The following is a 14,608-nucleotide window of genomic DNA, read 5'->3' as shown; positions in this document are numbered from 1 at the left end:
TGTTTGTGAGTGTGATGTTGATTACGGTGTAACAGTTGCATTTGATGACCAAGTTTTCTCATTCTCAGCATCTTCTGATGAAGCAGCTTGTGTATTTCTAACTTGTGCATCATAATCAGCTTTAGCCTTAGCATCTTTTTTTACCATTTCAGCTTCTTTGAGTTTCAATTTCTCCTTTGTTAGTGGTTTTGTTTGGCTTTCAACATAAGACGGCGTGTCACTAATATCTCTAGCAGTTGCTGTAACCATTTTTTCAGTAAATTTATTTTCAAGCTCTTTTGATAATGTGGTATTGCTTAAATTAGCAAGATAAGATCGAGCAACTTGCAATCTATCAATACTCGACCCATTAACAACCATCATCACATTTTCATACGCTTTTCTAATTTCATGTGTATCATTATCGTCACTTTTAATATTTGAACTTAATTTGTTTGCTAATTTTACGTCATCATCGTTTTTCTCATTTTGAATACGTTCCGTCAGTGCTTTATCAACAGCTGTTGTTGCTTTCTGAATTTGCTTTGTTTTGACTTCTGAAATGCCCTTATATTGATATGAAGTATGATTTATATGTACTTTATCTCTTTCATTATTTTGAATACTATTATGATTAGTCTTTCTAAAAATAAAAACACCTAGTACTAGAATAATTCCAATAGTTAAAAGAATGATTTGCCACGGCTTAACACTTTGGAATAAAGTATTCGATTTATTTTTCATTATTTTCTTCTCCACAAATAATTTTTAATTTAACGCTTTTCTTGATAATTAGCGCAGCTACTATTTCGCTATTTTCTTTATCTCATTTTGCAATAATAATATTAGCATATTAAATCATAAAGATCAATATAGCACTTACCTTGTACTATCTATACAAGTACCTATATTTGTTAGAATTTGTGGAGGTAAATTAATATGCGAATAGATATTTTTGGTGAAAGACTTAAAGCCGCTAGAAAATCAAAAAATATTACACAGCTTGAGTTGTCAAGACACTTAGACCTTAGTAAAGCTACTGTTTCAGCTTATGAACAATCGGCATCCTATCCCTCTGTAGAGACCCTCGTTAAGATTTGTGATACTTTGGGTGTTTCTGCTGACTATCTTTTGGGTCTTTCAGACAACTTAACTTTCAAACTTGGAGGTTTAACAGCTGAACAAAGCAGTAGCATTTTACAGTTCATTGCTACAATTGAAAAGTCCAATAAAAATATTGATAAGCAGTAAGAACTAAAAAAGGCCACATTTTTATCAATTTGTGGCCTTTTTAGTATCATTTCAAAATATATCAGAAAATCACATAACATCAATTAGCTTTTTCAAGCTTAGTTTATCTTGCATTGATTCTCCTTTATTTAAATATCCATCAGGAAGATTAACTACATTTTCTATTAAATTCGTTGGATACTCTTTTTTGAATTTATTATTAATCATATCGGCTATACTACTAGCTTCAACAACATTATTTTTTACCAATAATTCTGAACCTTCCCACAAACTCTGAGGCAAAGCCAATTCTCTATCTTTATCCAACGGTTCTTGTTTTCTGTAACCCTTTGAACTCATTTGTTTTTGCAAGCGAACAACATCATCTAATCCCCAAAGTTTTAACTTTTTTATACGCATTATAATAGCACCAAGGGAAACATGATATTTAGTTTTTAAATGAATTAATTGATCTACACTTCTGACATAGCCTAAAACCTCTACGTCTTTACTAAATTCCAAAGCAGGCATTAAAAATGCTGAAGCAAAATCATTTGCTTCTTGCTCCATTTGTTTATACTCTTCATGATTTAATTCCAAAGGGTCGATATTTTCTGAATGCAAAATGTAATGCCCTAATTCATGCGCTACCGTAAATTGGTTACGAAAGAAGTTTGTGTTCTTTTTGTCAATAAATATAATATAATATTCTTTTCCATTTATTACTTCAAGTCCGCTAAAAGCATCTACTTTGTCCAAATAATCCGGAATAGTTGCTATTACAAATCCTTTCACTTCAAGTAAATTTACCATGTTATAAATAGGCAATTGATCTAGTGCCCATTCACTTCTTAATAATTCAGAAGCTAACTCAGCGTCCACACCTTCATCAAGCTTAATTTTTTTTGTTGTAGGAAAATCAATATAATCTTCCAAAAAATCGCGATACATATATGCAACGTTCTTGATTGTTTCAGTTGGTGACTTTTGTTTTTGTGTGGCAGTAAATCTGGAGCGAAAAAAGGTTTCATTGTTTGAGATAGTAATCTTAGAATCATCCGTAACAAAAAAACTATTTGGAAATTTCAATGATTGAATAATTTTGAACATTGTTTCAGAACTAGGCTCAGATTTTCCCGTTTCATATTTCGAAATCATCTGTTTTGTTACTCCTATTTTACTTGCAAGCTCAGTTATAGATAATCTACAAAAATTTCTAGCTTCCTTCAAACGATTCCCATTAAACATAATTTATTTTGTTTCCTTTTCTATAGCAACCTTTTTTAGTTTTAAACCAATACCTTGAGAAAACTGATTATTATTTGGCTTTAGCTGAGAATTATCAATTGAAGCAGCCTCTTCAGTATTTTCAATTATAGTTATCAGTTCTTCATCTACAATTTCTTGCTGTGAATTTATTGTTACCAGCTGCCCAATTTTATCTTTCAAATCTAATTCAATTACAAAAACACTCGATACTCTTTCATATCGTTCGCCCAAAATTTCAGCTACTGAATTTTTTAAATCTTCATAATCATCTTGAATTACGTTTAACAGGACAGAACTATTTTCAAGAGTATCAAAATCCTTATTAAAAATGGAGGTTAATTGTGATAAATAGTGTGTTGGCTTCTGTAAACTCACCAACACATTCTGCTTTTTCATAAACAAAAACAGTTCACCTGTAGTAGTGTTCAAAACAGCTGTCAGTGTCCACAGTGGACCGCGCGTTATATGAAAAGACTCAAAATTCAATTTTTTTCCAGCCTCAAAAACATCCTGATACAAAAAATCCCACATCATTTGCTTTTCACAATTAAAAGTTCCTGTTTCCATTTGTTGATGCAAAGCTTCTCTATCACTATGACTATCTGTTAAAGCGGCCGATGTTAATTTACTAATATCATCAAAGTCTGTTTTACAATGTTTATATTCACTCATTAAACTGTCCTATCTGTTTATATTTTTCATTGAAATTATACATTAATTATACTACATAAACCGATTTTTGTCAAATTTAGTCAACCTTATCTGCTTTTTTTATAAAAAAAGACAATCAATATATATTATCCAAATTTTAATTCTATCTTTGATAACAAAAAAACGTTGTTACTTTCGTAACAACGTCTTTATTTGGTGGTGAATTTGGTGGGGTGCCCACTAAATATCACACAAATCGACCCGTTTTACTACAACCAAAATGTTGTTAAATCAATGTTATGGCTTCAACTTAAGGTTATCTGCTATTCCCACTCAACAGTCGCCGGTGGCTTAGCCGTAATATCATACACGACGCGGTTAATATGACCAACTTCATTGACAATACGAGCCGATATTTTTTGCAATAATTCCCAAGGTATACGTGCAAAATCAGCTGTCATACCATCGACAGAAGTAATGGCACGGATTGCTATCGTATAATCGTAAGTACGATAATCACCCATGACACCAACTGAACGGACACCAGTCAATACTGTAAAGTATTGCCATATGTCTCCTTCTAGACCAGCTTTAGCAATTTCATCACGCAAAATCCAATCAGAATCACGTACGATTTCTAACTTATCTTCAGTGATATCTCCTAGGATACGAATACCTAATCCTGGACCAGGGAATGGTTGGCGCCAGACCATTTCATGTGGCATATTCAACTTTTCGCCTAGTTCACGAACCTCATCCTTAAACAATGTGTTAAGTGGCTCAATTAGCTGGAATTGCATATCTTCTGGTAAACCACCAACGTTATGATGTGACTTAATTGTTTGCGCCGTATCGGTACCAGATTCAATCACATCAGTATATAGCGTGCCTTGTGCTAAGAATTCAATACCGTCTAATTTTTTAGCCTCGTCATTGAAAACTTGGATAAACTCATTTCCAATAATCTTTCGCTTTTGTTCAGGCTCCGAAACACCAGCCAATTTATCCAAAAAACGTTCTTGGGCATCAACTTTGATGATGTTTAATCCAAACTTACCACCTAACATTGTCATTACTTGGTCTGCTTCGTTTTTACGGAGCAAACCATGATCCACAAATATAGATGTCAATTGGTCACCTATCGCGCGGTGCAACAAAACACCGACAACGGATGAATCAACACCGCCCGATAGTCCAAGCAGTACCTTTTTGTCACCTACAGTTTCGCGAATTTTTTGAATTTGTTCATCAATAAATCCACTCATGTCCCAGTTAGATTCTGCTTCAGCAATATTTTTAACAAAATTGGTTAAAATTTGCTTACCATTTTCTGACAAGGTCGTTTCTGCGTGGAACTGAACGCCATACAAGCGACGCTCTTCGTTAGCAATAGCAGCGATTGGTGTTTTATCTGAGCCGCCAATTACTTTAAACCCTTCAGGTAATTCAATGACATTATCTGAATGGCTCATCAAAACCGTTTGTGATGCTGGTGTATCAGCTAATAATCGTCCAGCAGCCTCAGTTTGTTGTAAGACGGTTTGTCCAAATTCACCGTTACCTGGATTAGCTTCAACTTTGCCGCCCAACTCTTGCGCCATTAGTTGCATACCATAGCATACACCCAACACTGGAATATCTAAATTGAATATCTCACTATCAATGGTAAAAGCATTTTCCTCATAAACCGACTTAGGACCACCAGACAAGATGATAGCCTTAGGATTATAAGACTTGATTTCTTCGGCAGTCATATTACGTGATTTAAGTTCTGAGAACACACCCATTTCACGTATACGTCGTGTGATTAATTGATTATATTGGCTTCCATAGTCTAAAACTAAGACTTTATCAAGTTTGTCAACCATTGCTTATCCTTTCGCGTAGTTAGGCGCTTGTTTAGTAATTTCAACATCATGCGGATGTGATTCACGCAAACCATTATCTGTTATTTGAACAATCTTAGCATTCAATTTTAGGCTTTCAATTGTTTGTGAACCCGTATAACCCATTCCGGCGCGTAATCCACCATCAGTTTGAAAGATTGCATCATCAATTGACATGTCTCCTTCTTTAAACGAACCGTCAGATTCCAATACTGATCCTTTTAATAGATCTGATACCATTGTTGCATCTGCACCAGCCGCAATCGCTTTAACAACGTCACCCGAATAATGAATACCACCAACAGCAATGACTGATTTATTGTCATAAGCAGCTGCCACATCTGCAATGTTCATTGTGACTGTTAAGAATGGGTAGGTAATGTCGTTTGGTAATGATGATTCAACTGAACGTCCTGCAAGTATTGTATCCGCTCCTGCTTCATATAATGCAGCAGCAATGCTTTGATTTTCAACAACACCAACAGCGATGAACAACTCTGGATATGCTTGTCGTATTTGCTTGATAAGATCACGTGTATTTTTAGCCAGTGCTTCATGCAAATAAAAGAATATAGCATCTGCTCCTGCAGTAACCAATGCAGCAACACGAGCTTCTGCACCTTCTACTAACCATACTTCAGCTGCTACACGTAAACGATTCTGTGAATCAACCAAAGCATTAGGATATTTTTCGGTGTCAACGAGTGTTTCCTTAATTTGTTGTAAACTAGCCACTTGTTTTGACAAATCTTCTTGCTCAGCAACAACACCTAACCCACCATTCAAAGCTGTGGGTGCAACACGTGTATCTGTTTCCGGACCAAAGGCCTCTGAAATAAGCGGTATATTTAATTTAAAATTTTCTGACAGTTGTGTACGTAAGGTAACACTATATGGTAAAACATTTGAGGCTCCTGGTACTAACAAAACTTGATCGTAGCCAAGACCTATGAACTCTGTATTTTCAGACATGATTTTCTCCAAAGATAATTGAACTATTATTTACAAGGATAATTAGAATTGGGCAGCAATAACAGGCTTTTGCTTGTCTGTCGCTGCTTCGAAATCAAACACTTCGCTATCACGTTCGATATGCTCATGATTAACTAAATCATCGATCGTTGCTTCTCCTAATTGTGCCATTTTATTATGTATATCTGCTAACATAGCATTCAAAACGGTTGTCAAATCGCCTTTATATGTAACACGGGCTTCAATACCTTCCGGTACCATCTTTTTAGCTTCGTTCACTTCCCCTTGGAAGTAACGATCCTTTGAACCGTTTTCCATCGCAGCAATTGAACCCATACCTCGATATGTTTTATACTTTTGACCGTTGTCCTCAAATACCTCGCCCGGTGTTTCTTCTGTTCCAGAAAACATCGATCCAAGCATTACCGCATTTCCACCGGCTGATATTGCTTTAACAATATCCAATGATGTTTTAACACCGCCATCGGCAATAATCTTCTTGCCACGCGCAGCTGCTTCAAGGGCGGCTGCACGAATAGCAGAAACTTGTGGTACACCAATACCGGCAACCACACGTGTGGTACAAATTGATCCAGGGCCAATGCCAATTTTAACAACATCAGCGCCCGCATCGTATAATGCAGCAGCACCTTCTTGAGTTGCAATATTTCCGGCAATAATATTCAGATTAGGGAAAGTCGACCTCACCTCAGACACCTTACGGAGAACACCCTCAGAATGTCCATGTGCGGAATCTAGCACAATTGCATCAACTCCTGCTTCAACCATAGCCCGGACACGATCTACCGTATCATTGGTTACACCAACAGCACCAGCGACAAGCAGGTGTCCTTCAGCATCAACAGCTGCATTAGCAAAGTCTGTTTGGTCGAACGTCGCTATTTTAACCTTACGAACTTCATCGGCCTGTGCACTAATTGTCATATTTTTATGGATGACACCAAGGCCTCCTAATTTAGCTAAAGCTATGGCAAAGCGTGATTCTGTCACAGTATCCATCGCAGCGGAGAGCAATGGAATATTAAGCTTCAAAGTAGGCGTTAAGGTTGTGTCCACCGAGACAGATTCAGGTGTCACATTTGACTGCAAGTCATCAACTAACTTGACGTCTTCAAATGTTAATCCCATTGGGACAAACTTATTTTTTGAACTAAACTTCTGCATAAGATCCTCCAAAATAAACATGCATTCTACCCTTATCGTATGGTCATCACACCTGTCCCCAATAGGTATGACAATTTTTAACACAAAATTCAGCGGTAGTTTATATAATTTAATCAGGCCTTTTTGCTAACACAATTGTTAACGGATCCGCCATCATCTTGAAACACAAAAAAAGCATCTGGGACACAGAGATCCACAAATGCTTTTGAATCGTCAAAAACATTTGCGGATAGTCACGACTTTTGGGGCGTGGTAGAAACTGTTGGCCGTTTTCCAACGATATATCTGCAAATAACTTCTTTAGTTGTTGTTATCATATTACCCGCTTTTATGAGAAAATGCAACTGTTTATTAAGTAGAAAAAAACTACCTAACTCGACTTAAAATTTTCCTATAAATATGTAATTTCCAACTAACTAAACACTCAATAATTTATAAAAAAACAACTGATTTTTTACTTGCAACCAGTCGCTCTGTCTCGTATATTTATTTATCAATATTTTTTTTGCTATCTTGCTTGTAATCATCAATCGTATCTTTAACGGCTTCTTCTGCCGCATCTTTAATATCAACAAACGCGTCTTTTGCCTTACCGAAAATGTTTTGGGTCTTACCTTGCAACTCCCGTTGTTTGTCACCAGTAACTCTACCCTCAATTTCTTTTGCTTTTCCAGCAATCTTGTCCTTGGTATTATCAAACTTTTCTTCAACTGTCATTGTACATGCTCTCCTTGAGGTTTATTCAATGTTACGGATTAATCATATCGTAGTACATAATCTTTGTAAATTATTTTGATTCTAATGATCAGTCTATCTGCCTCAAAAATTGCAAAACAAAAAGCCACACGGGGGTGAGTGGCTTTTACAAAAGTTCAAGTTATCTCATTTAAGATTAACCAAACTATATTATTCATTATAAGTGCTCCAAACGCTGGTTACAAGCCAAAACCGTAGTCAATAAAACGAGGATTGTTCAAAATAAAAGGCACCTAGTAAGGTGCCTAAATAATGCAATGCTGACAAACAGATAAATGAAGTTGTAAGTTACAATTATCTAATCATGGAAGGAACGTGTAGTAACTGTCAGTGATTACAATAATAAAATGAGCTTACTTTAAGTAACTCATGAATTAATTATATCACATAAATGTAATGATTACTATTTATTTAAAAAATAAAATAAAAGCACTTATTCCTTTTGGTGGATTAGTACTTTTATTACAATCATTATCTTGATCTGATGGATCGAATCACTTAATTGAACCAGCGAAAGATGGCAAGAAATTTGGTGAAATCGTTTCAACGCGTACATTTAATCCAGGCTTTGGTGCGGCAATATATTGATTGTTACCAATATAAATAGCCACATGATATGAGGCGCCAGGTGTCCCCCAAAATAATAGGTCACCTGGTTGAGCTTGAGAAACCGACTTTTTTTGAGTATACATTTCTTGTTCAACAGACGAATGCGGTAATGAGATGCCAGCTGCTTTTTTGAAAACATAACTCACTAATCCAGAACAATCAAATCCAGTTGAAGGCGTTCCTCCACCCCAAATATAAGGAATATTTTGTGCTACCAGTTGCTGTGCTAACGCAATAATTGCAGCAGAATTTTCAGATGTATAGTGACTTGTACTAGAACTTACTATTTGACTGGCAGATCCTGTAGAAAGATTGACTAAATTACTATTGCTGTTCGCAGTTGAGGATAATTGATTATACTGTTGACCAACACTCGAATTGGCACTGGAAACAGCAGCCGTGTCATAAGCATTATTGCTGTCGGCTGAAGTATCTGTTGCTGTTGAAACCACAGGATTTGTATAGGGCGTAACATCACTAGCAGCACTTGCGGTTGTTGTATCACTATTTTGCAAGCTAGTATTGACTGGCGTGTGTGGTGTTTCTGATGTTACATCTTCTGTACTAGGAGCTGTTGAAGAGACGTCTTCTGTCACTGAACTTGGTTCTTCATTTGATTCGCCTAAGACTACCGAACTCTCTGTCACTGAACTTTCTGAACTTGATTGTACTGATTTTTCACTTGACACACTAGAATCTGCGGTGTTTGCTACTGTTGATGATGTTGAAGAAACTGAGTTGTCAGCAACTGATACATCTGAAACAGGTGCATTAGTTCCAGGTTGTAACAAATTGACCTGCGCTTCAGTGCTTTTAGTAATATCTGTTGTAGTTTGGTCAGCCGCCTTATTTTGTGTATCAGCGCCAATATGAGTTGGCAAGTTTAATGTTTGCCCTACTGATATTAAATCAGAATTATTATTTTCACTCACGAGATCATCTACATGCAAATTATGATCATGTGCAATCGACCAAAGGGAATCTCCAGACTTTACTTTATATGATGTTAATTGCGTGGTGGCTTTTTGGGAAACTTGCTTCTCAGCTGGTGTCTCAATATGAGCTACCTTATCTTTTGGTATTGTTAAACTCTTTTGAGTGAGGTTAACCGTTTTGTTATCAATTAATCCAGCAGCTTCAGCAACAGAATTAACGGCCTTGTTGACAGTGCTTTTAACATCATCAGCATGGGCGATACCCGAGCCAACGCCTACCAGGCCTAATAAACTTAGTCCTGAAGCTACTACTTTTTTATCCAGTCGTTCCATACTTCCCTACCTTTCCACTCTAAACACCATAATCAGTGTTTTTTCTGCTCTCAATGTTTAAATTTTTATTAACATTTTAATTCTATCATGGATTTGTTAAAAAAGCATAAGGAATGCACTATTGTTAATAATTTGAAACTTTTATTTCTAAAAAAAAACAGGGTGAACAAAATACCCTGTTTTTTATAGAAATAAAATTATTGATCACTTTTTAAGACACCACCGACCGCATAATGGTCTTTTGGCATTTCACGTAAAATAACATGAACGGCTTCTCGTGAGGCACCTGCATCTTCAACAATAACATCAGTAATGTCTTTCACCATTTTGGCAAGTTGTTCGTGTGAACGACCTTCAAGCAATTCGACTTGTACTATTGGCATAAGTATTCTCCTTCTATTTCCTATATTTTACTTTTTATCGTCTAATTTTTCAAGTTGCTCTTCTAACCGTTGTTCAGCTTCAATTTGCGCCTCAACCGTTTCAATTTTTGGAACAGCGACTGCTCGCTTCATTTGTAGCTGACGGTCAGCATCAAGAAACTCCCCTGAAACACTAACTGTATTCATTAAATTAATAAACGCTTTTGGATCAATACGATGAACGACCTCTTGCATTTCAAACAGTTCATAACGAGAAAGAACCATCATTAATGTTGTCGAATCGCGTTTGGTATATGCCCCTTTCGATGGCAAAATGGTAATTCCTCGGATGAGATCTTTGTGTAACTCTGCAACAACTTCATCACCTTTTGAGGTCACAATCATTGCCGTCAACTTTTGATAACTAGTATATAGCGTATCAACAACACGACCAGTTGCATAAATACCAATAATTGTGAACAAAGCATTTTGCCATCCTATAAATGACCCAGCAATAATCACAACGACAAAATTAATCACGTTCATCAACGCACCAATTGATTTACCGGTTCGCTTTTGAACAACCATTGCGACAATATCCATGCCTCCTGTTGAAAAACCATATCTCATGGCCAATCCTATCGCGGCACCAATTAATAAACCACCAAATAAGGCTGCTAAAAGCGGATTCGTGGTTAAGGCTTGTGTTGGGGCAATAATTTGAACAGTGGATACGAATAGTGAGTTGGCAAAGCTCAATATTGTAAATTTACCACCAATCATTTTCCAACCAACAATTCCCACTGGAATATTGAAAATCATAATAAAGATTCCGGTAGGCATACTAACGTGGAAAAAACTTTGAGAGAACAACGATAGTAACTGTGCGATACCGTTAAATCCACCTGAGAAAACATTATTAGGAATTAAAAAAGCGTTTAATCCAACTACTTGTACAGCTGAACTAGCAAAAAAGATAAGTATCGTAAGTAGTGATTTTCGCCAGTTAATTTTAATATTTTTCATCGCCCAACACTCCACAAAATTCAAATTATATCATTCTTTATCATAACAAAAAAATCACGTATATGTGCGTGACTTTTTGTTTGGCTCAATTAGATTAAGCTTTACACGTTTTACATTTTTTCTAAACGATTAATACGTTCTTCAATTGGTGGATGCGTGTCAAATAAACGCTCTTTGTTCTTCAAAGGATTACTAATATACAACGCTGCTGATGAAGAATCCACATCTTTCATTGGTTGCGCGTTACCTAGTTTTTTTAAGGCTGAAATTAATCCTTGTGGATTTCTCGTTAATTCCGCACTACCAGCGTCAGCAAGATATTCACGGTTACGTGAAATTGCCATTTGAATTGCTGCTGCAGCCAACGGGGCTAAAACCATCATTAAAATCGAAAATATTAATAACAGTATTTGTAACCCGCCACCATTACGATCGTCATCCCTTCGCCTATCACCACTGCCCCAAAACCACCAATTACCACCAATATTAGTCAATAACGTGATAGCAGCGGACAAAGCTAATGCAATAGTTGAAATTCGAATGTCGTAGTTACGAACATGACTCATTTCGTGAGCGATAACACTCTCTAACTCGCTTCGGTTCATAATCTTTAGTAAGCCCGTAGTGGCAGCAACTGCCGAATGCTCAGGATTATTTCCGGTCGCAAAAGCATTAGGACTATCGTCATCAATAATAAATACCCGTGGCATCGGTACTTGAGCAACCATTGCCATGTCCTCGACTGTGTGCCACAGTTCCGGAGCTTGGTCGGCATTTTTGATTTCATGACCATGATTCATCGCCATAACTACATTAGTTGAGTTACTAACCATAATAATGGTGTAAATAGCACCAATAACTATAGCAGCAACTACGCCAGTTTCTAGGGAATTAAGTAAAAGATAACCCACTGCTGCTCCGACTAAGGCTACCAAAATAAAAAATACAAATAATAATACAATGGTACGCCGTTTATTTGATTGTATCTGTTGGTACAACATTAGAACTTAACCGTAGGGACTTCTTTCTCAGTTTCTGGGACTTGCAAAAATTCACTTGGTTCAAAATGATGAATTCCCGCAACAATATTACTTGGGAATTGTTGTAATTTCATATTGTAAAGTGCTGTTGTTGAATTAAACAACTGACGTGAATAAGCAATCTTATTTTCAGTGTTTGTTAGTTCTTCTTGCAACTTTGTAAAGTTCGTATTAGCTTTCAAATCAGGATAAGCTTCAGCACGGGCAAAAAATCCAGATAAAACACCGGTCAATTGGTTTGAGGCAACCATTTTATCAGCCGGTGTTGCGGCATGTTCCACCTCTTGACGAAGTTTTGTTACTTCTTCCAACGTACCACTTTCATGCTTAGCGTACCCTTTGACGGTTTCCACTAAATTTGGAATCAAATCATTACGACGCTTTAATTGAACGTCAATCTGGCTCCAAGATTCTTTTGTTTGCATGCGTGTTTTTACAAGCGAGTTATAAATGCTAACCCAAGCAACAGCGATAATTACAACGATTGCAACTATAATCAATATTGTCATATTGTTTCCTCTTTCTAATTAATGTCAGTTTTGGCTCTAATCTACAAAAACTGCACGTTTATCCTTCAGACCAACTTTATTAAACCATTTTTCATACCATTTAGCAAAAAAAGGTAATTGTTGAAACAGTGTATAAATTGTAACACATTTATCATTATCAATGATATCATATTGCCAAACCGCGTGCCCTTGTTGATCACGGTGCTGAATAATTTCTAATGATACAGCTCCAATTTGTAATGCCGCTCCATTTTTCCCATTTTGTAATAACGTTAATACAAAGTTTTGTTTTGCCGCTTCAACAAATAAATTATCAAGTATTTCAGCTGACAAGTCCTTTTGCTGCATCATCAAATTTTGAGTATCTGTCATATCAAGTCCGACAATATCAGTAGTGTACTCATTATCTTTTAGAAGATAGCTAATCGCCGTCAAACGCTTTTGAAAAATAGTTAATGCATCAACGCCAGCAATTTGAATAGCCTCTGTTTGCACTAATTTCATGAAATGAACGGTATCTAAGTAAAAACGTTTATTTAAGATATCCCAGTATACAACACGTAAATTTTGAGATATTTCTTCTAGATAATAACCACCTGCAGCCAGAGGTGCCTTGGTAAATTGGAAAGCCGCATTTGGAAATTCTTCAAAATGGAGTTCAGCCACTTTTTGCATCTTTGGTAAGATGATTTGCGTATGTGATAACGAGGTCATTTTAGCTAAATTTGAGAAAGCCACAGTAACCCAATGTGTATTAGGATGCCAATGTTCACTCGCTACACGCATAATTTTTGACTTATGAACGTCGAATGCTAATATTTTTTTGGTAATATCTAATATTTCAGCAGTCTGTCCAGCTTCAGAAAGTGCTTCAATTAGCACCTGCCACCGCTGGAATACTTCTAAGTCTTTCTTTAATTGTTGTGAATAGCTATAAGTATCAAAATTCATATTATTTCTTCTGCAATAGTGTTTTCAAGTAGTCAACATAAAGATGATTTATTTTTTGAATAAAAGTGTCAATGCTCTCAAAATGTGACAATATTTCTTCGATTTCTAAGTGACGTAAGGCATCATCTTTTTCCAATTGAAGCATTTCAGATTCATGTTCTGCCAACTTAGCCTTTACTTCCGGAACTCTTTGCTGCGAAGCTAATAACAAATCGCGTTTATTTGCTAATTCTTCCCGCGTTTTTTTATCAATACGACCTAGCAGCCCAGACTTATTTTCCTTAAGTTGGGCTAATTGATCATTTAAAACTTGCACTTCTAAATTCCGTTTAGTTTCATCATCCAAAAAAGTTTGTAGGCCGTTCATAATTTGTTTTATTTCACGAATTTGAACATCGTTTATATTTGCTCCAGTTGGTAGTTTAATCGTTTCTTGCCATTCACTGACTATTTTTTTATTAATTGTTAACGTGAGCGACAATACGTCTAAGAGTGCAAATTGGCGGTGGTCCCACCAAGTACCAATATATACTTGATAAATTGATGGCTCATCATTAGTTGCCACAAAATCAAAAAAACTAAACTGTTGTTTTAAATATTCCAATAATTCAGGAGCTAGAAAACTTGCCAGATTATCATGAATATCAGTAACCATTTGGGCAAGTAGAGCATTAGAATCTGCATGAGGACGTTGGCGAATTTGCTCGTTGAATTTTTTAGAGTCAAGTAATTCATATACTTGAGGCACCTGTTGGTTCATTACAGCAGACTGTAATTGTCCGAGGTACATAATTTTACTATCGAGCCGATTGATTAATTCTGGCTGCAACACAGTTTGAGAATCTGTCATTGTTTTGCCTCCGCTAAAAGCTTAATTTAAAACCTAATTTTAGCATACCCTATATAATCTCTAAA

15 protein-coding genes and 1 riboswitch are annotated in these 14,608 nt (G+C 36.2%); of the genes, 1 reads left to right on the top strand and 14 read right to left on the bottom strand.

Annotated elements, in window-relative coordinates; translation table 11 throughout:
- Positions 1 to 21: 21 nt before the first annotated feature.
- The gene (locus tag GJV51_05695) at positions 22 to 723 is read right to left on the bottom strand and encodes a hypothetical protein (protein QGM25491.1); all 702 of its coding nucleotides are present in this window, start codon (positions 721 to 723) and stop codon (positions 22 to 24) included.
- A 195-nt stretch (positions 724 to 918) separates the two neighbouring features.
- On the opposite strand from GJV51_05695, the gene GJV51_05690 reads away from it, so the two are divergent.
- Positions 919 to 1,230, top strand: coding sequence for a helix-turn-helix domain-containing protein (locus GJV51_05690; protein ID QGM25490.1), 312 nt, complete (start codon positions 919 to 921; stop codon positions 1,228 to 1,230).
- 69 nt (positions 1,231 to 1,299) lie between these two features.
- Here the strand turns inward: GJV51_05690 and GJV51_05685 are convergent, their stop codons facing one another.
- The 13 genes from GJV51_05685 to GJV51_05625 all read right to left on the bottom strand — a co-directional run bounded on the left by GJV51_05685 (position 1,300) and on the right by GJV51_05625 (position 14,543).
- Positions 1,300 to 2,457 carry an ImmA/IrrE family metallo-endopeptidase gene (locus GJV51_05685; protein QGM25489.1) on the bottom strand — a complete coding sequence of 386 codons (1,158 nt, stop codon included), beginning with the start codon at positions 2,455 to 2,457 and terminating at the stop codon, positions 1,300 to 1,302.
- A gap of 3 nt (positions 2,458 to 2,460) precedes the next feature.
- Positions 2,461 to 3,150, bottom strand: a complete 690-nt coding sequence (locus tag GJV51_05680; GenBank protein QGM25488.1) for a hypothetical protein — start codon at positions 3,148 to 3,150, stop codon at positions 2,461 to 2,463.
- A gap of 302 nt (positions 3,151 to 3,452) precedes the next feature.
- Complete coding sequence (gene guaA, locus GJV51_05675) at positions 3,453 to 4,997, bottom strand: glutamine-hydrolyzing GMP synthase (protein ID QGM25487.1); 1,545 nt, start codon at positions 4,995 to 4,997, stop codon at positions 3,453 to 3,455.
- A gap of 3 nt (positions 4,998 to 5,000) precedes the next feature.
- A complete protein-coding gene (locus GJV51_05670; GenBank protein QGM25486.1) occupies positions 5,001 to 5,987 on the bottom strand; it encodes an IMP dehydrogenase in 987 nt (328 codons plus the stop codon).
- A gap of 42 nt (positions 5,988 to 6,029) precedes the next feature.
- Entirely contained in the window at positions 6,030 to 7,172 is a 1,143-nt protein-coding gene (locus GJV51_05665; protein ID QGM25485.1) for a guanosine monophosphate reductase, read from the bottom strand.
- 210 nt (positions 7,173 to 7,382) lie between these two features.
- A riboswitch (purine riboswitch) is annotated at positions 7,383 to 7,479 on the bottom strand.
- 179 nt (positions 7,480 to 7,658) lie between these two features.
- Positions 7,659 to 7,889, bottom strand: a complete 231-nt coding sequence (locus tag GJV51_05660) for a CsbD family protein (protein ID QGM25484.1) — start codon at positions 7,887 to 7,889, stop codon at positions 7,659 to 7,661.
- Positions 7,890 to 8,422: 533 nt separating this feature from the next.
- Positions 8,423 to 9,805: a DUF1175 family protein gene (locus GJV51_05655; protein ID QGM25483.1), complete on the bottom strand. Its 1,383-nt coding sequence runs from the start codon at positions 9,803 to 9,805 to the stop codon at positions 8,423 to 8,425.
- A 197-nt stretch (positions 9,806 to 10,002) separates the two neighbouring features.
- Positions 10,003 to 10,188, bottom strand: a complete 186-nt coding sequence (locus GJV51_05650; protein ID QGM25482.1) for a 4-oxalocrotonate tautomerase — start codon at positions 10,186 to 10,188, stop codon at positions 10,003 to 10,005.
- Positions 10,189 to 10,215: 27 nt separating this feature from the next.
- Positions 10,216 to 11,193 carry a DUF2179 domain-containing protein gene (locus GJV51_05645; protein ID QGM25481.1) on the bottom strand — a complete coding sequence of 326 codons (978 nt, stop codon included), beginning with the start codon at positions 11,191 to 11,193 and terminating at the stop codon, positions 10,216 to 10,218.
- 110 nt (positions 11,194 to 11,303) lie between these two features.
- A complete protein-coding gene (gene htpX, locus GJV51_05640; GenBank protein ID QGM25480.1) occupies positions 11,304 to 12,194 on the bottom strand; it encodes a zinc metalloprotease HtpX in 891 nt (296 codons plus the stop codon).
- Positions 12,194 to 12,742: a LemA family protein gene (locus GJV51_05635; protein QGM25479.1), complete on the bottom strand. Its 549-nt coding sequence runs from the start codon at positions 12,740 to 12,742 to the stop codon at positions 12,194 to 12,196. The genes htpX and GJV51_05635 overlap by 1 nt, the downstream gene beginning before the upstream one ends.
- Positions 12,743 to 12,778: 36 nt before the next feature.
- A complete protein-coding gene (locus GJV51_05630; GenBank protein ID QGM25478.1) occupies positions 12,779 to 13,693 on the bottom strand; it encodes a hypothetical protein in 915 nt (304 codons plus the stop codon).
- 1 nt (position 13,694) lies between these two features.
- The gene (locus GJV51_05625; GenBank protein QGM25477.1) at positions 13,695 to 14,543 is read right to left on the bottom strand and encodes a hydrolase; all 849 of its coding nucleotides are present in this window, start codon (positions 14,541 to 14,543) and stop codon (positions 13,695 to 13,697) included.
- Between the last annotated feature and the right edge of the window lie 65 nt (positions 14,544 to 14,608).

Origin of the sequence: Leuconostoc mesenteroides subsp. mesenteroides (genome assembly GCA_009676745.1) — a bacterium.
Lineage (GTDB): Bacteria > Bacillota > Bacilli > Lactobacillales > Lactobacillaceae > Leuconostoc > Leuconostoc koreense.
The sequence above is the reverse complement of the archived record's forward strand: the minus strand, read 5'-3'. Positions and strand labels throughout refer to the sequence as shown.